This window comes from Corallococcus sp. AB045 (genome assembly GCF_003668895.1).
Classification (GTDB): Bacteria; Myxococcota; Myxococcia; order Myxococcales; family Myxococcaceae; genus Corallococcus; species Corallococcus coralloides.
Window position 1 is genome coordinate 1 of record NZ_RAWN01000168.1, and the last position, 20930, is coordinate 20930.

Consider the following 20930-nt stretch of genomic DNA (forward strand, 5'->3'; position numbering starts at 1 on the left):
GCCCACGACCGCCCCCTCCTCCGCGCGGCTCACCGTCACCGCCGTGCACGATGGCGACGTGACGCTCTCCGGCGGCGCCCTGGCCGGCCTGGGCGAAGACACCCGCGTCCGCGTGCGCACGCAGGACTCCCGCGAGGTGGTGCTGAAGGTCATCGAATCGCGCGAGCACACCGCCATCGCCCGTCTGGGCCGCGGTGAGAACGTGCGCGTGGGCGACACCGCCGTCGTCACCGACGCCCCCGCCACCGCGCGCCTCTTCTTCCCCGAGCCTGGGGTGCCGCGCCTGCGCTACGGCTTCCATGTCCGGCCCTTCCTCGCGCTGGACGCGAGGACGCGCGAGGGCAGGTCCGCTCGCGCGGGCGGCCTGCTCCTGGATGCGTTCATCGCGTGGCGGCCCGGGGACCTGCCCCTGGTGCTGAGCGCGCAGCTGGACCCCGTGGGCTTCGGCCTGGGCACCGGCCTGCGCCACACGCCGGGCTCCGCGTACGTCGCCGCGGCCTACTCCACCGACTTCCTGGAGGTCGGCATCGGCGCGGGCGCGCTGTTCGGACAGAAGGAGTGCAGCACCCAGTTCGACTACGACCCCAACACCTACGAGCCCATCAATCCCAGGACCGTGTGTGACTCCAACGCGGGAGTGTCCTTCCAGCAGGTGCTGCGGCTGGGCGCGCTCGACGGGTTCCACCTCGCGTGGAACTCCGCCATCCTCTCGCGCGACAACCAGTTCCGCTTCGGCTCCGGACGCGGCGAGGTCCAGGTGCCGCTTACGCCCAGCCTCTCGCTCTTCGGCGCGGGCGGCGGCTCGGCCAGCGGATGGGCTTTCGGCGAGCTGGGCGTGCGCAGCTTCCTCAAGGGCACCGGCGGCTCCGGCACCACCGTGCTCTCCGCCAGCCTGGGCATCGTGTCGCTGTCCGACGGCTCCGGCGAGGCCCTCACCGGCCCCTCCATCGCCATCGGCATCGAGCGCCGTCCCTGAGCGTCAGTGGCCGGACGCCATCGACGCGGCGAACTCCTCCGGAACCATCGCGCCGGAGATGGGGAAGTCCTTCGGCGCCCGCTTCCACGCCTTCCCACCCGCCGGGCGGACAGGCCCCCGAGGGAGCTTCCCCAGGCCGATGAGCGTCAGCGACACCAGGCCCAGCCCCACGACTCCCGCGGCCAGCTCGTCCACGAGGCCCACCCGGCGAAGGCCACCCACCCCCAGGAGCGGCAGCGCGGCGATGGGCGTGGCCACCCACGCCAACCACGTGCGCCAGTTCGCGCGGGCCTGTTGCCTCAGTGCGTCGATTGAAGCCATCGGGACATCCTTCCGGACAGGGGGGTTGTCCAGGAGGATGGGGATGGACCGGGGTCCCGTGAAAGGCCCCCTCGTCGCGCTCGCCTGCTTCCTCACGGGCGGGGCTGGAGTGCTCGCATGACGCCCTCACGCGTCCTGCGCTTCCCCTCCGACCGCTCCGAGGGCTGGCTCCGGGCCCGCTGGGGACACGGTCGTGTTCAGCCGCTCAGCGCCCGCACACGCGCCGCGAGGTTCTGCGTGAAGAGCCGGTAGATGTGCAGCGAGGCCGCGTCGTGCGTGGCCAGGAAGTGCTGGAAGCTCTCGCGGGTGATGCGCAGCGCGCGCACCGCCGTCTTCGCGCGCACGTTCGCGGACACGGGGCCGTCCTGCACGAGCGAAATCTCCCCCAGGAACGAGCCCGGCCCCAGCGTGTTGAGGTGCCGCGCGTTGGACTCATTGCCGGAGAAGACGTCCACGGTGCCCTCCAGCAGCACGAGCAGCCCCGTGCCGGGAGCGCCCTTCTCCAGCAGCACCGTGCCCGGCGTGGCCGTCACGGGCCGCGCCAGCCGGTACAGGTCCTTCATGTCCTCCAGCGGCAGCTCACCGAAGATGGGAATGGCCTTGAGGAAGCGATAGCCGCTGGCCTCCGGCACGGTCGCGCCCGCGGCCAGCCGCGCGAGGAGCGCCTCCGCCTCCACATCCAGGCCCATGCGCCGCAGGAGCCGCGCCTTCTCCGTCACCAGCACGGGATCCGCGCGCAGGTGCTCGGAGCTGCTCAGCGCGTCCGCCAGCACCGCGAGCGCGCGGTGCGTGAAGCCGCCGGCATCCAGCACCTTGCAGGTGCGCAGCACGGCTTCGACGTAGCGAGGATCCTCCGCGAGCACGCCGCCCAGGGCCTCGGCCTCCGCGTGGGCCTGTCCCAGCTCGTGGTAGAGGTCCGCGGCCTCGAAGGGGCGGCCCAGGCGGACCAGGCAGTGCGCCATGGACTCGCGGGCGCCCAGGCCCCGGTAGACCTCCAGCGCGCGCTCCAGCGCCCCGCCCCGCTCGAAGGCCGCCGCGGCGCGCTCCACCTCGCCCGCGCGCAGGTACGCCTCCGCGGCCGCCACGTGCTGACCGCCCTGCGCGTACAGGTCCGCCACGGACACGTCGTCGCCGCTGCCGTCCAGGAGCCGGGCCGCGCCCGTGAAGTCACGAGCCCTGCGCAGCACGTCCACCAGCCAGTGGCGCTCCTTCACCGACCCCTGCGCGGCCTCCTTGCGAAGCCGCTCGCGCTGCGCCGCGCCCAGCTCCTCGTAGAGCTGTGCCGCGCGTTCCGGCTCGCCTTGCGCCGCCAGGGACTGCACCACCTGGAGCGTGCTGCCCCGCAACGAACCGCCACGACTGCTGCCCGCCGAATCGCCTGCCATGTCACACGTCCCTTCCCAGGCCCACCCCGTCGGGGCGGCGCGCCCGGTTCCGCCAGCGCCTGACAAACCAGGAACCCGGGCGTAAAGCCAGTCTTCACAGGGGCCCCCCGTGGCCCTGGAGACACCGGGTCCGGTAGGGTCCGGGCATGGTTGTTCCCGTCCTGGCCGGGGTGGCTCCGGACCGTCTCCCCGGGCCCTCGCGCCCACGCTCCTGGTACCTGGTGGCTCCGTCCGCGGCCCTGCGCCCCGGCCACGCGATGGGCGTTCAGGTGGGTGGCCAGGAGGTGGTGGTGTTCCGGAGCCAGCACGGCCGGGTCCACGCCCTGTCCGCGCACTGTCCGCACCTGGGGGCCCACCTGAAGCACGGCACCGTCCAGGGCGAGCTGCTGCGCTGTCCGCTCCATCAGTGGAGCTTCGACGGAGTCGGCCGCTGCCGAGCCGCGCCCGGCCGGAGCGACGTGTCCGCCCTGCCAGGGCCAAGGGCGTGGCCGGTGGAGGAGCGCTTCGGCGGGGTGCTCGTATTCAACGGCCCCGAGGCGCTGTTTTCCCCACCCGACCTGGAAGGTGGGGAGCACGTCTGGAACGTGGGCCCCCCGGTGACGGTAGGCTGTCCGTGGCTGCCGCTCGCGGCGAACTCCTTTGACCTGGACCACCTGCGCACGGTGCACCACCGGGAGCTGTGGGACACGCCGACCTGGGAGACTCCGGACCGGTACACCCTGCGGCTGCGCTACACGTCGCGAGTCATCGGCACGGGCGCGAGCGACCGGCTGATGAAGGCGCTGTCGGGCAACCGTATCCGGGTGGAGCTCACGCTGCACGGCGGGACGTTGATCTCGGTGAAGAGCGACCTGGGCCGGGCGCGGGGGCTGCTGCTCGCGAGCCTGACGCCGGTGGCGGAGGGGACGTCGGTGCGGCTCGCCGTCGCGGCGAGGCGGGGGCGGATTCCGGGCGCGGCGGCGCTGGTGCTCGGGGTGTCGCGGTGGCTGTACACGTCATTCCTGCGCCGGGACCTGTCCGTGATGGACGGCATGCGCTTCAACGTCGCGACGGCGACGGCGGACCCGGTGATGCGCCAGTTGCTCGACTTCGCGGTGGGCCTGCCCGAGGACGGCGACGATGCGCGCCGATGACGCTCCGCCGATTCCGGCCGCGCTCAACGCGGTGCTGCTCGTCGCGGCGATGGGCGCGGGGGCGCTGTGCCTGTGGACGGCATCGCACGCGGAAGGGCTCTGGGTGCGGCTGGTGGCGGCCGGGGTGTTCTCCTACGTGAACAACACGGTGTTCTCGCTGTTGCACGAAGCGACGCACGGGGTGTTGCACCCGTCACGGCGGATCAACGACGGGCTGGGCCGGCTGGCGGCGACGTTCTTCCCCACGTCGTTCACGCTGCAGCGAGCCTTCCACCTCACGCATCACCGGTACAACCGCACGGCGCGCGAGCAGTTCGACTACCTGCACCCGGGCGACCACCGCTTCCTCAAATATGCGCAGTGGTACGTCATCCTGACCGGCATCTACTGGCTGTTCGTGCCGCTGGGGGCGCTGGTGTTCGCGCTCGCGCCGGGCCTGCTGCGGAGGCTGCGAGGGCCGGGCACGCGCTACGGAGAACAGACCGGAGCGGACGCGTACCTGGGGCGTCTGGAGGACGCACCGGGGGCGGCCATCCGCGCGGAGGTGCTGGGGATGATGGCGGTGCAGGCAGGGCTGGCGTACGCGCTGGATCTGACGCTCGTGGGCTGGGCCCTCTGCTACGCGGCGTTCGCGGTGAACTGGAGCTCGCTCCAGTACGCGGACCACGCGTGGTCGCCGCTGGACGTGCGCGAAGGCGCATGGGACCTGAAGGTCGCTGCGCCGGTGCGCTGGGTGTTCCTCAACTACCACTACCACCGGGCGCACCACCGATACCCGCAGGTCCCCTGGCTCTACCTGGGCCGCTACGTGGATGAGAGCGTGCCCCGGCCGTCCTTCCTGAGCATCTGGCTGTCCATGTGGCGGGGACCCCGGCCGTTCCCGGAGCAACCAAAGTGAGCGCGTCCGATGGGAAGGAGGCGTACACGGAGGGCCTGCTCTTCGGCTGGCCCGCGCGCGAGGAACTGAAGCGCACAGGCGCGATGACATTCGGCTTCGCGCTGTTCTTCCTCGCCGTGTACGGCGGCGCGAGCTGGGTGACGGGCTTCTATTCCGGCGGCCTGCGCGTGGACCTGCCCATCGAGCAGCACATCCCATTCATGCCTGGCTGGGCCGCCGTCTACGTCAGCATGGATGTGCTGTTGCTCCTGTCCCTGTTCATCTTCCGGACGTGGAGACAGATGCTCCCCTTCGCGCTGGCGTTGTGCGCGGAGACGGTGCTGGGAGCACTCTGCTTCCTCGTCCTGCCGGTGGAGGTAGCCTGGCCGCCACGTGCCGTGACCGGAGTCTGGTCATCCATCTTCCAGGCCGCGGACACGATGAACCTGGAACGCAACTACCTGCCGTCGCTCCACGTCGCCTTCGCCTGCACTGCTGCCCTGGCCTACCGCGAGCGTTCAGGGCCGGTGGCGAGCACCGCCTTCGCGCTGTGGGCCCTGGCCATCGCGGCGTCCACGCTGCTCATCCACGAGCACCACCTGGTCGACGTGGTCGCGGGAGCATTGCTCGCCTGGGGCACGTGGCGTGTCGTGGCGCCCCGGGTCCGGAAGGAAGCCTTCCTCGAAGCCGTGCGGGTGGAAGCCCTCTGCGCGAGGGAGATGTACCGCTTCGCGCGCAGGCATCCGCGTTACGGGCTCATCGCGCTCGCGCTGTATCAGCAGTCCCTGGGACGCTGGCGCAAGGCGCGAAGAGCGCGAGCGGGGTTCTGCTTCCTCCAGGGGGTGGATGACGTGCTGGATGGAGACCGCCCCGTCAAAGGCGAGCCGCTGGATGCCATCGACGCGCTCCTGCGCACGATGGAGACCGGAGCGCCGGGCCCCGCGTCGGAGTTCCACGACACCGCTGTGTCGCTGGGCCGGGTGCTGCTCACGGAGCTGACCGACCCGACGGCCCGCGAGCAGGTGCTCGAGCTGGTGCGCACGATGCGCCGGGACCGCGAGCGGGTGCGCGATGGGCACTGGTGGGATGCGGCAACGCTCCAGACCCAACTGGGGAACACCTTCCGGCTGTCCGTGAGCCTGATGCTGCACGTCGCGGATGCACAGGTGCGAGCAGAGGACGCCCCTTCCCTGCTCGCGGCATTGGGTTGGTGCTCCGTGATGCGCGACCTGCGAGAGGACCTGGCGCAGGGTCTCTTCAACGTGCCCGCGGACGTCGCCGCGGAGGTGCGCGCCCAGGGACATGTTCCCGAGGACTTCGACTCACTGCTCACGGCGCAGGCCGGACGGGCCTGGGTGCGCGGTGAGTACCAGCGAGCCCGCGCGCTGTTGGACCGCTCCGCGAAGGAGTTGGCCCAACTGGAAGGCAGGCAGGGTGTCGCGCTGCTGCGCCTCTTCCACAGGTCGGTGGAAGCCTTCTGGGCCCGGAAGCTGCCGAGTCGCATGCCCTTCCTGCGCGAAGCGCCGGTGCTCGAAATCTCCTGAGTTCTTCACGCGCGGTCATCCTCCATGCGCGTGGGGTGAGGTCGCTGAGGATGACGTGGTGCATGCGTTGACGCGAAGCGGGCGGAGGCATCTGCTGGACGCATGTCCGACTCCGTCCCTTCCGTTTCCAGCGCCCGTCCGGTGGATGCCTCCGAACGGTTGCCGCTCCTGGACGTGCTGCGCGGCTTCGCGTTGTGGGGCGTCTTCGTGTCGAACAGCTTCGCCTGGTTCAGCGGCCGGGTCCTGATGCCGCGAGAGCAGGCCCAGTCACTGGCGGCGCCGCCCTTCGAGGCGACCGTCACGGCGCTCTACCACTTCTTCGTGAACCAGAAGTTCGTCACGCTGTTCGCCTTCCTCTTCGGGCTGGGGTTCTCCATCCAGCTGACGCGGGCCGAGTCACGAGGAGCCTCTGTCGTCCCGGTGTATTCACGGCGGCTCCTGGTGCTGCTGGGCATCGGGGTGGTGCATCTCACGGCGCTCTGGGCGGGAGACGTGCTGTCCACTTACGCCCTGCTGGGCTTCGCGTTGCTCCTCTTCCGCGGCCGTTCGGACCGGACGCTGCTGGTGTGGGTGGGCCTGTCGGTCGTGGTGGTGCCGTTGCTGGTGCCGGCGCTCCTGCACTTCGGTCCCATCCTGCTGCACGGAGCGCAGGCGGCGGCCGACGCCGCGAAGGCCACGGAAGCCATGGAGGCCCAGACGCGGGAGCATCTGCTGCTGGGACTCCAGAGCGACTCGCTCTGGACGACACAAGCCGCGAACGCGCACTTCCTCCAGTACATGCTGCCCACGCTGAAGCGGCTGCTGTGGATGATCTTCATCCTGGGCCGGTTCCTGCTGGGGCTGCTCGCGGGCCGGCACCTGTTGCTCCAGGACGTGGAGCGCCACCGCGCCTGGCACCGGAAGATGCTGGGCTGGGGTCTGGTGCTGGGCGTGCTGGGAAATGGGGCGGGAGTGGTGGTGCAGCACCTGCGGCTCGCGGGGTTGCTGGACCCGTCGAAAGCCCACTGGATGTTCACCCTGTCCGCGATCCAGGAGATGGGCTACCTGGGCCTCGCCGCGGCCTACGTGGCAGCCTTCGCCCTGCTCTTCCGGAAGGAGCGCTGGCGCAGGTGGCTGGGCGTCCTTGCGCCGGTGGGGCGCATGGCGCTCACCAACTACCTGATGCAGACGGTGGTGGGCCTCTGGCTCTATGACGGCTGGGGCTTGGGGCTCATCGGCAAGCTGCCGCCGTCACGCTGCGTGGCGCTGACCCTGCTGGTGTTCGCGCTCCAGATTCCCCTGAGCCGCGCCTGGCTGTCGCGCTTCCGCTTCGGTCCGGCGGAGTGGCTGTGGCGCTCGCTCACCTACGGCCAGCGCCAGCCCATGCGGCTCGCGCTCAAGCCGTCGCCGGCCGGCGTCCCCGACGCCCGATGAAGAACCCCGCGCCGAGCGCGGCGACCGCGACCAGGGCGCCAAAGCCCATGGCGGCGTTCTTCACCTTGGTGAGCAGGGGGTTGTCGAACACGTTGGTGGAGTAGTGGAACGCGGCGATGAGCCACTGGTCGCCCTCCTTCACCAGGGTGCAGGTCCACCGCCCATTGACGACGAGGTCCGTGCCGTCGTTCAGGATGTAGTGGTCCAGCGACGAGCCATACGCGACGCCCGAGTTGCCATAAAGGCGCGTGAGCGCATCCACGTCGAACTTCGCGGTGACCTTCTTCACGACGCTGTTCGGGCCGCCCAGCATCTGCGCGTAGTACGCGCGGATGGCGTCCTTCCCCACGCGAACGTCGTTATTCATGGTGGAGAACACGACGTCCGGATGCAGGTGCGACAGCAACCGGTCCAGGTCCTGCTTGTTGAGCGCGTCCTCCATGTCCTGCTTGATGGCACGCAGCGCCTGGTGAGTCGCTTCATCGCCAGAAGCCACCGCCGCCGGAGCCACGGCATCCTGAGCCCCCGACACAAAGGGGACCGCGACGAACAGCAACGTCAGGAGACCTACGAGCCGGGTGCGCACCATCGAAGCTCCATGAAGGAAGAGGACGGCGAGCATCCTAAGCAGGTCGCCCGAGGTTCGTTAACAAACCCGTCGATTCAATGGTCCTCGTGATGACGCGTGCCTCACGAAGCGCGGCGAAGGGTCGCGGCGGCGTGCATGCGCGGAAGCCAGGATGGGGCCACGGAGGAAGGCCCCCACCCGGGCCCGGCTGCCTCAAAACCTGTCCGACAGTCGGACAGGTCTCCGCCGCAGGAGCCAGAGACCGCACCGGCCCAACAGGGGAGCAACGTCATGCGCGCTCAAACGCCAACCAACATGGTGCACGGATAGAGGCGCCCGCCGGAGCCCGATTGCCTCAAAACCTGTCCGACAGTCGGCCAGGTTTCGGCCGCATGGGGCCCGAGGCCGCGCCGGTCCTGCAGGGGCACGACGTCGTGCGTGCGCGGATACCAAGGTAGGGCCATGGACCGAGGGCACCCGCCCGGGCCCGGTTGCCTCAAAACCTGTCCGACTGTCGGACAGGTTTTCGCCCCATGCGGCCCGGGGGCGTGCTCGGCCGGCAAGCGGTACGAAGGGGGCCCCGCACGTCCATGTCAGACCCCTGTGGTTGGATGGCGATGCTGGGACGAGGAGGGGAGCGGGGATGGAACGGGGAGGACTCGTGGCCTATGTGGAGGCGCAAATCGAGCGCGATATCGCGCTGGGGCGGCTGCACCCGAGCGGGCAGTTTGGTTCGGAAGCGAAGCTGGCGCGTCGCTATGAGGTATGCCGGGGCACCATCCGTGAGGCGCTGCGACGGCTGGCGGCGAGGGGCCTGGTGGTGCAGCGCTCCGGACGCAAGACGCGCGCGGTGGCGCTGGATGAGTCGCTGACGCTGGAGAACCTGGGCCTGGCGCTGCATGACGCGAGCAACCCGGACGCCCGGTGGCTGCTGGAGGGCTACTTCAGCCTCAAGCGGCAGGTGCTGGTGGAGCTGCTGGCTGATTGCTGCGCGAGGGCCTCGGACCTCGACCTGGACCGACTGGGGAGCACGTGCTTCCAGTTGCAGGACGCGGCGCGCTGGGAGTCGGGGGCAACCTGCGCCCAGGTGGAATTCGAGTTGCTGCGGCAGGCAGCGCGGGTGGCGGCGCGTCCCGGCCACGTGCTCCTCGTTCAGTCCCTGCAGCGGGCATTCCTGGGAGGCGCGGCCCAGTTGCTGCCGCTCATGGGCGGAGAGGCGCTGCGCGAGTGGGTCTTCCGCGTGACGGCGATCCTGCACGAGCGCGATGTGCAGGCACTTCAGAACGAGCTGCCGGCACTGCTGAAGGCTCGCGATGAGCGCGTGCTGAATGCTTTCGCTCCTGCTCCCCAGGAACCTGCGTCCCCAGAGGCCCCATGCGCCCAGGAGGTCCACTTCGGCGCGCCCGTGGCAGCCACCGGCCAGGACGAAGCATTGGAGACACCCCCCAGCATCGAGGAAGGTGCCATCGGTCGCCTGACTCCAGCCGCACAAGACGCGACGCAAGAGGCACACCCCTGCGGCGAGGAGCATGGCCTTGGCCACCTGGCTCCAGCCGTTGAGCCGGACGATGCGCCGGGGGCACAGTTCCGCGTGGACGAGAGTTCGCCGGGAGGACGTGACGGGCGCCCTCCAATCCCTTCTTTGCCCCCGGATACCCCATAGGAGGTATGGCCAAACACAATCCAAATGGATTGTAGTTCTGGACGTCGCCAGTCTGTTCTCACTGCTGGCACGGCCCGGGCTCGACGGGTTGCAGGGGGATACCGTGGACGCGAATCAATTGCTGGAGCTGGTCAAGCGCTATCAGGATTCCAAATCCTTCATCTCCAACGAAGAGACCGCCAAGCTGGCGCTGGTGGTCCCCTTCATCCGGCTGCTTGGCTACGACCCCGGTCTTCCCCGGGAGGTTCGCCTCGAGTACGCGGCGGACTTCGTCCAGGGCGACGGCAAGAAGCTGCCGGACCGCATGGACTTCGCCATCTTCGACCAGACGGGACAGAAGCCCCTCATCGTCATCGAGACCAAGCCCCTGGGCACGGACCTCAAGTCGCGCGCCCAGCAACTGGCCCGCTATCTCTCCCAGCTCCCGGAGCTCCACTTCGGCATCATCACGGATGGGTGCCACTACCTGTTCTTCGGAGACCTGGAGAACCCCAACGTCATGGACCCGGAGCCCTTCTTCACGTTCTCCCTGGAGGACACGAAGTCGGACTGGGCCAAGGTCGCGAAGTTCCTTTCCAAGTTCAGCCGCGAAGCCTTCAACGCCACGACCCTCATCACCGACGCGGAGAACAGCCGCTACCGCCAGGGGATGATCGACAAGCTGTCCGCCGCCCTCAAATCACCCGGCGAGCACGAGGGCTTCCTCAAGTGGCTCACCGAGGACATCTACAAGGGCAAGCGGACGACCGCCGTGATGGAACGCCTCGCGGAGGTCGCGAAGGAGGCCATCGAGCCCACCCTCCTCCGCGTCATGGGCGACGACTTCCTCGACAAGCTCAAGGAGCGCATCCAGCGCTTGAACGAAGGCACCGACGCGCCCGCCGCCAAGGACGGGCCCAACGTGGTGAAGACGGACAGCGCGAAGCCTTTCGACACGGAGCCACGTGCCTCGGGTGACGACAAGACACGCGTCGCCGTGGAGACCACCGAAGAGGAACTGGCCTTCTTCGGCGTCGTCCGGGACATCTGCACCAAGAACGGCCACGCGGCGGAGGACGTCCTCTACCGGGACACCTCGAACTACTTCAACGTGTCCTTCAAGAAGCCCACGAAGTGGTTCGTGCGGTTCTTCGGCAATGGCAAGCGCAAGTGCATCGCCACCTGGGTCCCCGTCGAGGAGGCGAAGACGCTCGCCGCGGGGTTCGAGGTCGAAGCGTCCCCCGCGGCGTTCGGTATCAGTCGGGTCTACATCCAGACGATTCCAGAGGTGTGGGCGCTCAAGGCCCTGGTCGCCCGGAGCCTGGAGCTGTCCCTCACCGCCAAGGAAGAGGCGCCCGCGGAGCCCACTCTCAAGGTGGTCGCCAGCCAGTAACGGCCCCCGCTGCCTCACACCGCCGGCAGCGGCTTCACCGTGAGCCCCTTCGACGCGAGGAACTCCGGGTTGAACACCTTGGAGGCGTAGCGGCTGCCGTGGTCACACAGGAATGTGACGATGCGCAGGCCCTGGCCCTGGTGCTTGCGCGCCACCTCCCAGGCGGCCCGCACGTTCAGGGCCGCGGAGGTGCCCACCACCAGCGCGTCCTCTCGCGACAGGTGGTAGAGCATCTCCAGCATGTCCTGGTCCTCCAGGCGCATGGATTCATCCACGCGCGCCTGCCGGAAGTTCTCCGTCAGCCGCATGATGCCAATGCCTTCCGTGATGGAGCTCCCCGCCGACTCCATCTTCCCCGTGCGCACCTGGCAGTAGAGCCCCGACCCCGGCGGATCCACCAACACCACTCGCAAGGCCGGGTTCTTCTCCTTCAGGTAGCGGCTCGTCCCGGACAGCGTGCCGCCGCTGCCCACCGACGCCACCAGCACGTCCACCCTGCCCTCCGCCTGCTCCCAGATCTCCGGCCCCGTCGTCTCGTAGTGGAAGTCGCCGTTCGCCGTGTTCTCGAACTGGTTCATCCACGCCCAGCCGTTCTCCTCCGCCAGCACCCGCGCCTGGTGGAAGAAATGCGAGGGATTGGAGAACGGCACCGCAGGCACCCGCCGCACCTCCACGCCCATCGCCTCCAGGTACTCGTATTTTTCGCGCGCCTGGTTGTCCGGCATCGTCACCACCACGCGGTAGCCGCGCTCGCGCCCCAGCAATCCCAGGCCAATGCCGGTGTTGCCCGCGGTGCCTTCGACAATCGTGCCACCCGGCTTCAGCTGCCCCGTCCCTTCCGCGCGCTGAATCATTCCCTTGGCGGCCCGGTCCTTGATGCTCCCGCCCGGGTTCATGAACTCCGCCTTGGCGACGATGTCACAGCCCGTCTGACGGCTGAGCGAGCCAATGCGCAACAGCGGCGTGTTCCCCACCGCGTCCCAGAGCGAACCCATTCGTGGCGCCATGTCTGTCCTCCCCCGAACTACAGCTTGCGCATCCGCACGCGGCGGACCTTGTGGTCGTTGCCCTTCACCAGGATGAGCCTCGCCCGTGAACGCGTGGGCGCGATGTTCTCCGCCAGGTTCGGCCCGTTGATCTCCGCCCACACCGACGCGGCCCGGGCAATCGCCTGGTCGCGTGTCAACTCGGAGAAGCGCCGGAAGAAGGACCGCTCGTCGCGGAACGCCGTCTCCCACAGGCGCAGGAAGCGCTCCACGTACCAGTGGCGGATGTCCGTCTCGCTCGCGTCCACGTAGATGGAGAAGTCGAAGAAGTCAGACAGGAATGTCTGCGGCAGCCGCCCACCCTCCACCGGCCCCGTCTGCAGGACGTTGAGCCCCTCCAGGATGAGGATGTCCGGCTGCCGGATGGACTGCGCCTCCTCCGGCACGATGTCGTAGACGAGGTGCGAGTACACCGGCGCCGTCACCTCCTCACGCCCCGCCTTCAGCTCCGCCAGGAAGCGCACCAGTGCGCGCCGGTCGTAGCTCTCCGGAAAGCCCTTGCGGTTCATGACGCCCCGCTCGGCGAGCACCCGGTTCGGATAGAGGAACCCGTCCGTCGTCACCAGCGCCACGCGCGGATGATCCGGCCAGCGCGCCAGGAGCGCCTGGAGGATGCGCGACGTCGTGCTCTTGCCCACCGCCACGCTGCCCGCGATGGCGATGATGAACGGCACCTTGCGCACCGAATAGCCCAGGAACGCCTGCTGCGCCGCCCACAGCGACTGCGCGGACGCCACCTGCAGGTGCAGGAGCCTGGACAGCGGCAGGTAGACGTCCTCCACCTCCTGGATGTCCAGCCGGTCCCCCAGCCCCCGCAGCTTCTCCACCTCCTCCGCCGTCAGCGTCAGCGGCGTGGAGGCCCGGAGCTCGCGCCACGCGTCGCGGTCCAGGTCGACGTACATCGATGCGGCGCGGGGCTTGGTCACGGACATGCCGCCAAGCATGAACCAGACCGCCCCGGATCCCGCAAGTGAAGGTAACAACAGGTCTTCCCTGCGATTCTTGACAGCAAGACTTTCCCGCCACCAACGTGCCCGTCCGCATCCTGGTCGCGCCCGACGGACGCGGGGCACTCCGCCCTCCTGGAGCCCGTCCCCGAGGTCCGCGCGTGTCCACCTTCCCCGCTCCCGTCCTCCTCGCCGCCACGGGACTGCTGCTCGCCGCGCCCCACGCGCAGGCCCAGGCCGCCGAACCCACGCCCAAGCCCGTCTCCGAGCCCGCTTCCGAGCCTCGTGGGGCCGCGGAGCCGCCGGGCATCAACATCTCCGAGGAAGGCTTCACGCTGTCGTCCGCGGACAAGGCCTTCGTGCTCAAGCTGCGCGGCCAGATCCAGGGCGACGGACGCTTCTACTTCGAGGACACGGACCGCACCGGCACCAACACGTTCCTCATCCGGCGCATGCGCCCCATCCTGGACGGGACGCTCTTCGGCTTCATCGACTTCCGCTTCATGCCGGACTTCGGCGTCGGGCAATCCATCATCCAGGACGCGTTCATCGACTTCCATCCAGGGGAGTGGGTCCGCCTGCGCGCGGGCCGGTTCAAGACGCCCTTCGGCCTGGAGTTGCTCCAGTCCGACATGGACAACCCCTTCATCGAGCGCTCGCTCACGGTGGACCTGGTCCCCAACCGCGACGAGGGCCTGGAGCTGCACGGCGAGGGCGAAGGTGGCCGGTGGCAGTACTCGCTGGCGGTGGTGAACGGAGACCCCGACGGCGCCAGCACCGACGCCAACATCGACGACAGCTTCGACCTGGTCGCCCGCGTCTTCGCCCTGCCCTTCAAGGGCCGCGAGCCCTCCTTCCTCCAGGGACTGGGGCTGGGCATCGCGGTGACGCGCGGCCTCCAGTTCGGAAACACCACCAACACCGGGCTCGCGCCGTGGCGCAGCCCAGGCCAGGAGGTCATCTTCAGCTACCTCAACAACGCGGACACCGGTGAGACGGTGACGGCTCACGGCCAGCACCTGCGGCTCGCGCCCCAGGGCTACTTCTACTGGGGGTCCTTCGGCCTCCTCGCGGAGTACGTGCGCTCGTCACAAGAGGTGCGAATCGCGGACGCACACGCGCGGCTGCGCCACCACGCGTGGCAGACGTCGGTGTCGTGGGTGTTCGGAGGGAAGGCGTCCTTCGAAGGCGCCCGGCCCACGACGCCCTTCAACCCGAAGACGCTCAAGGGCGGCGCGCTGGAGGTGGCGGCGCGCTACCACGCGCTGGACGTGGACGACGCCACCTTCCCCCGCTTCGCCAACCCCGCGCTCTCCGTGAGCGAGGCGAAGGGCTTCGGCGTCGCCACCACCTTCGCCTTCAACCGGCGCGTGCGCTTCGCCTTGAACTTCCACCGCACGAACTACGAGGGCGGCGCTCCAGATGGCGGCGACCGCCCTGCCGAGAACGTCCTCCTGTCCCGCTTCCAGCTCACGTTCTGAAAGCCCCCGCCCGCGAGCCGCGAAACATTTGGTGACGCCGGGTGTCATCCGGCTTCGTCCTGGTGCGTCTTGAAGCGCCCACGTCAGGTGCACGACGCTCCCGCCGCCCGCGTCGGGTGGCCCTCCCCGGGGGCCGCTCCCGCGGACTCCGCCGAGAGGACGCATGCCCGCGAACGTGTTCCCGCAGCGCCCGACGCCTGTCCGCTCCCCGTCCCTGTCGAAGGCGCTCACGCGCGCCGCGCTGCTCGCCCTCCTGGGCCTGGGCGCGCCCGTGGCCGCGCAGCAGCCCCAGACGCCCATCACGGAGGACGTGCCGCTCCCGGTGCAGCCGCCCCTGCCGGACAGCCGCGTCTACTTCACCACCCTCAACGTGGTCCGCTACAACCCGCTGGGGCTCGAGTCGCAGAACCGGCTCGTCTACCAGAAGCGCCTCTTCGACAGCCCTTCCCTGCTCCTGCGCGACACGTACGCCAGCGCCGGCGCGAGCCTCAGGCTGAGCCCCGCGTTCTTCAAGCTGGGGCCCGTGGTGGAGTTGCAGCCGCTGGCGATCTTCAACGTCCGCGCCGGCTACGAGTACGTGCAGTTCTTCGGCACCTTCGGCAGCGTCCAGTCGTACCCGGACTCCTTCCAGCCCTACGACGACGACCTGCGCAGCGCGACCAACGACACCGCCTACGGCACCTCCGGACACCACTTCTTCGTGGAGCCCATGCTCCAGGCGAAGGTGAAGTCTCTGGCGCTGCGCTCGAAGCTGGCCATCGAGTACTGGAACATGTCGCTGCGCGACGGCGGGACGCGCGGCACGTTCTACGACCCGACGCTGGACACGCTGGTGCCCGGCAAAGGCTGGGTGCTCGCCAACGACACGGACCTCCTCTGGCTGGCCGGACAGTGGACGCTGGGCGCGCGGCTCTCCGCGGTGTGGCCCCGCTACGACGAAGACACCAGCGCGGTGGAGCCGCTGCCCGGACGAGCGCTTCCCAACAACTCGCACGTCCGCGTGGGCCCGCTCGTCGCGTATGCCTTCGACACGAAGCCGGGCGGCCTCATGAGCAAGCCCACCGTGGTGGTCATGGCCGGCTGGTACCTCAAACATGAGAACCGCATGAACGCCATGCCCTACCTGCTGGGCGGCTTCTCCTTCACCACGGAGCTGCTCTCCGGCCGCTGACCGCCCCCCCACGGACTGTCCAGCGGCCAAAACCCACCTGCCCTCCAGGGCAGTGTGCCGGGGTCCGGGGCGTTCCTAACTCGCCCTGTCTGTCTTTGGGACAGCAGGGGGACGCATGGGAACGACTCGCAGGGGGATGAGCTGGCGGCTTCTTTGGAGCGTCGTGGCGGCGGTGACGCTCGGAGGGTGCGGTCCTGTGGAAGCGCCCGAGCCATCCCCCCGGACGCAGGAGGCGGGGCTTACGGGAGGTGACTTCGTCTGGGTGAAGCACCTGGGCTCCCCCCGGTTGGACCAGGCCCACGCGGTGGCCTTCGACCGCGACGGCAATATCCTCGCGCTGTTCCTCTATCAAGGCAGCGTGGACCTGGGCGCGGGCCCGGTCGGGTCCGGGAACCCTGACAGCTTTGGCTTCGCGGTGGCGAAGTACACGACGGCGGGCGCGCTGCTGTGGACTCGCACCTACGAGGGCGTGCTGCCGCCCGGCGGCCAGAACTTCGTCAACGCGGTGGCACTCACGGTGGACCGGGAGCGCAGTGTCCTCATCGCGGGGAGCTCGAACGAGCCCATCGACCTGGGCGGGGGACTCCAACCGGCTGGCGCCTTCCTGCTGAAGCTGCGCAAGACGGGGCAGTTCCAGTGGGCCCGGCACTTCACGGGCAACATCTCTCCCCGGGACCTGGTCACCGACTCGCAGGACGGCATCGCCATGACGGGCAACGCCTTCCGCACGGTGGACTTCGGCCAGGGGCCCAACTCCTCGCAGGTGACGGACGTCGTGACCGCCTTCCTCACGAAGTTCAATGCCGCCGGCACCCCTCAGTGGACCGTGAGGGAGCAGTGGGACCTGAGCAGTGGTGCCAGCGTCGCGGTGGATGAAACGGATGCCTTCTACTTCGCGGGCATCCGGTATCCCGACCCGGAGGTCTGGAAGGTGGCCCCCTCGGGCACCGTGACGTGGACCCGGCCGCTGGTGGGCGCGTCGGGAGGAGCCGCGGGCATCGCCGTGCACGGCAACCGCGTGGTGGTGGGAGGGCAGTTCAGCAGCGCCTTCACGTTCCGGGGCCAGACGATAACGCCCGCGGTTCCGGGCGGCGGCTTCCTTGCCGCGTGGACCCGGGCCGGCGAGGAGCGCTGGGCGCGCGGATATCCGCAAGCCGTTGGCGCGGTCGCCATGGCCGAGGACGACGCCGTGGTCGTGGGCGGCGCCTCCACCGCGCCGGACTCGGCCTCCGGCTACACGCTCTTCACCGCGAGGCTGGAGCGCATCGAGGGTCAGCAGCAGTGGCGGCACACGTACACCTCGACCGGACGCCCGTATTTCACGGACGTGGCGGTGAACAAGCAGGGCGCGTTCGTGGGGATTGGCTACTTCTCCGGCACCCTTCATCTCGGAAGGAACCTGGTCTCGCGCGGCTTCGAAGACGACTTCCTCTTCAAGGGGTCGACGGCGCCCTGACCGTCACCCGAACCCCTGGGCGCGCAGCACCGCGCCCAGCGGCACGGTGCCCGCGCGGTACACGTCGAACCACCGCGCGGCCTCCTCCGGCGTGGGCTGCGTCCACCGCCATCTCCCAGGCCCGCCCCCCGCCTCGCAGCGGATCAACGACGTGCGCAGCTGCTCCGCGTGGGTGAACTCCAGCTGCTCCAGCAGCAGCGGGTTCTGGCTGGTGACGAAGGCCTGCCTCTCCCCCATGTCCCGCACGCACGCGCGCACCAGGTCCGGGTGCAGGCCGTCCGCCAGCTCGTCCGCGATGACGAAGGCCTCGTGCACGTCCAGGTAGTAGAGGAAGGACAAGAGCCGCTTCTGGCCGTGCCCCAGCTGCTCCTGCGCCACCGGCGTGCCGTCCGGGCGCACGAACGCGAAGCGGAAGCCGCTGAAGCCCAGCCGGCCGCCCTGGGACAGCGGCGTCGTCTCCGTCACGTCCACCGTGAGCGTGCCGGAGGCAAACCCCGCCAGCGTCACGAAGCGCGCGAGGAAGCCCTGAGGCAGCGCGTCGTGGCGCAGGAGCAGCGACGGGGGCACGGGCTCGCGCTCCACCTGCTCGCGCAGCCAGCCGGGCATCCACGTGGGCAGCGCCATCAGCCCCAGCGGAAACAACTCCTCACCGCGCTGCTCCATCGCGTAGCGGATGGCGCCGATGCGCTCGAACATGCCCAGCGCTTCGTCGAAGCGCGGCGGCGCCAAGAGGAACGTCTCCCGGAGCAGGTCCTTCAGCCGGTCCTTCACGCCGCGCTCCAGATACTGCGCGGCCATGAAGAGCAGCGTCCACACGGACCTATCCAACACCGACCAGTGCATGCGCTTGGAGAAGCCCGCAGCGCCCGCGACCTCACACGCGAAGCCGGTGGCGCTGGCGCGCATCACGAGCCGCGCGTCCTCCGCCGCGTCCCACCGCACCGTCGCCACGATGGAGGGCATCAGCCCGTGCGCCAACGCCGCCGGAGGCAGCGCCAATGCGTCACCCGGGCCGCCTTCCCCGGCATTGGCGGGCAGCGCCGCGGGCGGCTCGTTGCGCACGGCCACGTCCACCGTCAGCGCGTCGAAGCGCAGCGCGTAGTCCAGCGCGAAGGACTCCCGCAGCAGGCCGGAGAAGTCCGAGCACAGCACCGCGGACACCAGCTCCAGCAGCGTCGTGCGTCCGCTGCCCGTCGCGCCCACCACCACGTTCAAGGCAGGGCCGAACGTCAGCACCGTGTCCGGCGCGAGCCCGCGGTAGTGATGGACGTGCAGGCGGGTCAGCTTCATGGCGTCCGGCCCTCCCCTTGCCTTGGACGGCTGTCAGCGTAGGCCCTTCGCCAGCTGATGCGCGAGCCGGTGCAGCAGCTCCGTGTTCTCCGCCTCCGCCGCCTTGAGCTTGGGCAGCTGCGCCTTCAGCGCCGCCACGTCCTTGCCCCGGGTCACCAGGTCCTCCTCGCCCAGCTCCAGCCAGCGCCCCAGCTCCTGCGCCGTCAGCTCCAGGTGGAACTGGAAGCCATAGGACTTCCCCAGGCGGAAGGCCTGCTGCGTGTACCGGTCCGTGGACGCGAGCAGCGTCGCGCCGGGCACCGCCGTGTACGTGTCCCCATGCCAGTGCGCCACCGCCGTGCGCGGCTTCACCCCCGCCACCACCGGGTCCTTCAGCGCGTCCTGCGTCCAGCGCACCGGCCCCACGCCCACCTCGAAGCCGTTCTTCCCCGGCGACACCGTCGCGCCCGCCGCCGCCGCCAACAGCTGCGCACCCAGACACACGCCCACGCACGCGCGGTCATTCGCCAGCCGCTCTCCCAGCAACGCCAGCTCTTCATTCAGGAACGGATGGGCGTCCGCCTCGTACACGCCCATGGGCCCACCCATCACCACCACCAGCGGCGCGTCCACGTCCTCGCGCTTCACCGTCCGGAAGCGCCGCACCAGCGTGAAGCCCGCCGCCTCCAGCGCCGGCCCCAGGAGGCCTGGCCCTTCGTGCTCCTCGTGCTCGAACACCACCGCGCGCATCGTCCGCCACCCCTTCCCTGTGTCTTTGTTGGTGCCGCAGGCAATGCCTGCCGCGTGAAGACTAACGCTCCATGCCACGGTTGGCCGCGACGCGGCGTGAACCCGGATAGTCGGCAGGCATTTATTTCACAGTATTTCGTGCCATCATCTGCGGGCCCGGTTTCCCCTATAAGCATGTATCCCCGGGCATTCCCCTTGGGTGTTCCGTCGCGTCGTTTCCGAAAGGAAGTTCCTCGTGAGCAAGAGCCTTCGCGGTTTCAAGTGGCTGATGGGCACGGTGGTCGGCGTCTCCCTGCTGAGCGGTTGCGGCGCTCCTCCGGCGGAGGGTGAGCCCACCCCGACCGAGGCCACGGAGCAGGCCCAGGGCGCCCTGACGGCGCAGGTCACCGCGGGCAGGGCCTCCATGGCCGCCAGCGAGCGCGTGGCGGTGGAGGTGACGCTGACCAACACCTCCTCCGCGCCGGTGACCCTCTACAAGTGGGACGCGCCGGGCGAGGGCCTCAACGAGGGCCGCCTGTCGGTGTCCCGCGACGGCCAGCCGGTGGAGTACACGGGCGCGCACTTCAAGCGCGTGCAGGGCCGCGCCGAGGACCTCATCACCCTGGCCCCCGGCCAGAGCATCTCCGGCCCGGTCGTCGTGTCGGACGCGTATGACCTGTCCGTCTCCGGCACGTACACCATCCGCTACGAGCTGGAGGCGCGCGAGGGCGTAGCGGCGCTGTCGTCCAACTCGGTCAGCCTCTTCATCGAGGGCCGCCGCACCAGCCGCGATGGCGCCGAGGCGATGGGCACGGTGACGGCGCAGGGCCTGTCCTACTCCGGGGCCTGCACCAGCTCCGAGCAGACCACCATCACCAACGCGTACAACAGCGCGAAGACCTACTCCAACAACTCGTACACGTACCTGAGCGGCACGCCGTCCGCGACCAGCCGCTACACCACCTGGTTCGGCACGTACTCCAGCAGCGGCTGGAACGAGATCAAGACGCACTTCAACAACATCAAGAACGCGTTCGCGAACGCGGCGGTCGTCGTGGACTGCAGCTGCAACGACAGCGGGACGTACGCGTACGTGTACCCGGCCTCGCCGTACAAGATCTACGTGTGCGGCGCCTTCTGGAGCGCCCCCAACACGGGCACGGACTCGCGCGCGGGCACGCTGGTCCACGAGATGAGCCACTTCACCGTCGTGGCCGGCACGGACGACTGGGCCTACGGCCAGACGGCCGCGAAGAACCTGGCCAAGTCCAACCCCACGCGCGCGCGTAACAACGCGGACAGCCACGAATACTTCACGGAGAACACCCCCTCGCTGCCGTAAGGTGATGCGGGACCGTTGACTTCGGGGCGCGGGCCACCTGGGCTCGCGCCCCTTTTCTTTTCGCCGTACGTACTCAAGGAGCGTCACGTGATGGGCATGGGACGAAGGAACCTCGCATGGCTCGCGGTGCTCACCGCCGCCGGTGTCACCGCCTGTACCCCGAAGCCCGCGGAAGCCCCCGCGCAACAGCAGGCCCCCGTCGCCGCGACGCCGCCTCCCGCCGCGACGCCGCCTCCC

Annotated in this window: 18 protein-coding genes; 11 read left to right on the forward strand and 7 right to left on the reverse strand. The window is 69.5% G+C overall.

Annotated features, from left to right (window positions below):
- Positions 1–976, forward strand: a 976-nt coding sequence (locus tag D7Y21_RS41990; protein ID WP_158627379.1) for a hypothetical protein, incomplete at its 5' end; no start/stop codon positions are given.
- Between the two features lie 3 nt (positions 977–979).
- Here the strand turns inward: D7Y21_RS41990 and D7Y21_RS30870 are convergent.
- The gene (locus D7Y21_RS30870; protein WP_120564282.1) at positions 980–1297 is read right to left on the reverse strand and encodes a hypothetical protein; all 318 of its coding nucleotides are present in this window, start codon (positions 1295–1297) and stop codon (positions 980–982) included.
- 197 nt (positions 1298–1494) lie between these two features.
- Positions 1495–2682, reverse strand: a complete 1188-nt coding sequence (locus tag D7Y21_RS30875; protein ID WP_121717398.1) for a cyclic nucleotide-binding domain-containing protein — start codon at positions 2680–2682, stop codon at positions 1495–1497.
- 146 nt (positions 2683–2828) lie between these two features.
- Here D7Y21_RS30875 and D7Y21_RS30880 point away from each other — a divergent pair, with 146 nt between their 5' ends.
- The 4 genes from D7Y21_RS30880 (at position 2829) to D7Y21_RS30895 (ending at position 7649) form a co-directional block, all read left to right on the forward strand.
- Complete coding sequence (locus tag D7Y21_RS30880) at positions 2829–3815, forward strand: Rieske 2Fe-2S domain-containing protein (protein ID WP_121717400.1); 987 nt, start codon at positions 2829–2831, stop codon at positions 3813–3815.
- A complete protein-coding gene (locus tag D7Y21_RS30885) occupies positions 3802–4713 on the forward strand; it encodes a fatty acid desaturase (protein ID WP_121717402.1) in 912 nt (303 codons plus the stop codon). Before D7Y21_RS30880 ends, D7Y21_RS30885 begins: the two co-directional genes overlap by 14 nt.
- Complete coding sequence (locus D7Y21_RS30890; protein ID WP_233612345.1) at positions 4710–6236, forward strand: phosphatase PAP2 family protein; 1527 nt, start codon at positions 4710–4712, stop codon at positions 6234–6236. Before D7Y21_RS30885 ends, D7Y21_RS30890 begins: the two co-directional genes overlap by 4 nt.
- Positions 6237–6338: 102 nt before the next feature.
- Entirely contained in the window at positions 6339–7649 is a 1311-nt protein-coding gene (locus tag D7Y21_RS30895; protein WP_121717405.1) for a DUF418 domain-containing protein, read from the forward strand.
- Here D7Y21_RS30895 and D7Y21_RS30900 read toward each other — a convergent pair.
- The gene (locus D7Y21_RS30900) at positions 7612–8238 is read right to left on the reverse strand and encodes an SgcJ/EcaC family oxidoreductase (protein ID WP_120564277.1); all 627 of its coding nucleotides are present in this window, start codon (positions 8236–8238) and stop codon (positions 7612–7614) included. The two genes, D7Y21_RS30895 and D7Y21_RS30900, sit on opposite strands and share 38 nt — an antisense overlap.
- 622 nt (positions 8239–8860) lie before the next feature.
- Between D7Y21_RS30900 and D7Y21_RS30905 the strand changes: the two genes are divergently transcribed.
- Positions 8861–9880 carry a FadR/GntR family transcriptional regulator gene (locus D7Y21_RS30905; protein WP_121717407.1) on the forward strand — a complete coding sequence of 340 codons (1020 nt, stop codon included), beginning with the start codon at positions 8861–8863 and terminating at the stop codon, positions 9878–9880.
- A gap of 103 nt (positions 9881–9983) precedes the next feature.
- Positions 9984–11252, forward strand: coding sequence for a type I restriction enzyme HsdR N-terminal domain-containing protein (locus D7Y21_RS30910; protein ID WP_121717409.1), 1269 nt, complete (start codon positions 9984–9986; stop codon positions 11250–11252).
- A gap of 14 nt (positions 11253–11266) precedes the next feature.
- Here the strand turns inward: D7Y21_RS30910 and D7Y21_RS30915 are convergent, their stop codons facing one another.
- Positions 11267–12259, reverse strand: coding sequence for a cysteine synthase A (locus tag D7Y21_RS30915; RefSeq protein ID WP_121717411.1), 993 nt, complete (start codon positions 12257–12259; stop codon positions 11267–11269).
- A gap of 17 nt (positions 12260–12276) precedes the next feature.
- A complete protein-coding gene (gene coaA / locus D7Y21_RS30920) occupies positions 12277–13230 on the reverse strand; it encodes a type I pantothenate kinase (RefSeq protein ID WP_120564273.1) in 954 nt (317 codons plus the stop codon).
- A gap of 176 nt (positions 13231–13406) precedes the next feature.
- On the opposite strand from coaA, the gene D7Y21_RS30925 reads away from it, so the two are divergent.
- The 3 genes from D7Y21_RS30925 to D7Y21_RS30935 all read left to right on the forward strand — a co-directional run bounded on the left by D7Y21_RS30925 (position 13407) and on the right by D7Y21_RS30935 (position 17353).
- Positions 13407–14726: an OprO/OprP family phosphate-selective porin gene (locus D7Y21_RS30925; protein WP_121717413.1), complete on the forward strand. Its 1320-nt coding sequence runs from the start codon at positions 13407–13409 to the stop codon at positions 14724–14726.
- A 163-nt stretch (positions 14727–14889) separates the two neighbouring features.
- Positions 14890–15897, forward strand: coding sequence for a hypothetical protein (locus D7Y21_RS30930; RefSeq protein WP_121717415.1), 1008 nt, complete (start codon positions 14890–14892; stop codon positions 15895–15897).
- A 115-nt stretch (positions 15898–16012) separates the two neighbouring features.
- Positions 16013–17353 carry a hypothetical protein gene (locus D7Y21_RS30935; RefSeq protein WP_147469422.1) on the forward strand — a complete coding sequence of 447 codons (1341 nt, stop codon included), beginning with the start codon at positions 16013–16015 and terminating at the stop codon, positions 17351–17353.
- Positions 17354–17356: 3 nt separating this feature from the next.
- Here D7Y21_RS30935 and D7Y21_RS30940 read toward each other — a convergent pair whose 3' ends face one another.
- Together D7Y21_RS30940 and D7Y21_RS30945 are read right to left on the reverse strand one after the other, a co-directional pair.
- Complete coding sequence (locus D7Y21_RS30940) at positions 17357–18643, reverse strand: AAA family ATPase (protein ID WP_121717419.1); 1287 nt, start codon at positions 18641–18643, stop codon at positions 17357–17359.
- A gap of 33 nt (positions 18644–18676) precedes the next feature.
- Entirely contained in the window at positions 18677–19372 is a 696-nt protein-coding gene (locus D7Y21_RS30945; RefSeq protein WP_121717421.1) for a glutamine amidotransferase, read from the reverse strand.
- Between the two features lie 235 nt (positions 19373–19607).
- Between D7Y21_RS30945 and D7Y21_RS30950 the strand changes: the two genes are divergently transcribed.
- Entirely contained in the window at positions 19608–20693 is a 1086-nt protein-coding gene (locus tag D7Y21_RS30950; RefSeq protein WP_120564267.1) for a M35 family metallo-endopeptidase, read from the forward strand.
- Positions 20694–20930 lie beyond the last annotated feature (237 nt).

Coding starts and splice junctions, on each gene's coding strand:
- D7Y21_RS30945 (WP_121717421.1), bottom strand. CDS start 19,372: ATGCGCGCGGTGGTGTTCGAGCACGAGGAGCACGAAGGGCCAGGCCTC.
- D7Y21_RS30875 (WP_121717398.1), bottom strand. CDS start 2,682: ATGGCAGGCGATTCGGCGGGCAGCAGTCGTGGCGGTTCGTTGCGGGGC.
- D7Y21_RS30940 (WP_121717419.1), bottom strand. CDS start 18,643: ATGAAGCTGACCCGCCTGCACGTCCATCACTACCGCGGGCTCGCGCCG.
- D7Y21_RS30930 (WP_121717415.1), top strand. CDS start 14,890: ATGCCCGCGAACGTGTTCCCGCAGCGCCCGACGCCTGTCCGCTCCCCG.
- D7Y21_RS30905 (WP_121717407.1), top strand. CDS start 8,861: ATGGAACGGGGAGGACTCGTGGCCTATGTGGAGGCGCAAATCGAGCGC.
- coaA (WP_120564273.1), bottom strand. CDS start 13,230: ATGTCCGTGACCAAGCCCCGCGCCGCATCGATGTACGTCGACCTGGAC.
- D7Y21_RS30915 (WP_121717411.1), bottom strand. CDS start 12,259: ATGGCGCCACGAATGGGTTCGCTCTGGGACGCGGTGGGGAACACGCCG.
- D7Y21_RS30880 (WP_121717400.1), top strand. CDS start 2,829: ATGGTTGTTCCCGTCCTGGCCGGGGTGGCTCCGGACCGTCTCCCCGGG.
- D7Y21_RS30870 (WP_120564282.1), bottom strand. CDS start 1,297: ATGGCTTCAATCGACGCACTGAGGCAACAGGCCCGCGCGAACTGGCGC.
- D7Y21_RS30900 (WP_120564277.1), bottom strand. CDS start 8,238: ATGGTGCGCACCCGGCTCGTAGGTCTCCTGACGTTGCTGTTCGTCGCG.
- D7Y21_RS30885 (WP_121717402.1), top strand. CDS start 3,802: ATGCGCGCCGATGACGCTCCGCCGATTCCGGCCGCGCTCAACGCGGTG.
- D7Y21_RS30895 (WP_121717405.1), top strand. CDS start 6,339: ATGTCCGACTCCGTCCCTTCCGTTTCCAGCGCCCGTCCGGTGGATGCC.
- D7Y21_RS30935 (WP_147469422.1), top strand. CDS start 16,013: ATGGGAACGACTCGCAGGGGGATGAGCTGGCGGCTTCTTTGGAGCGTC.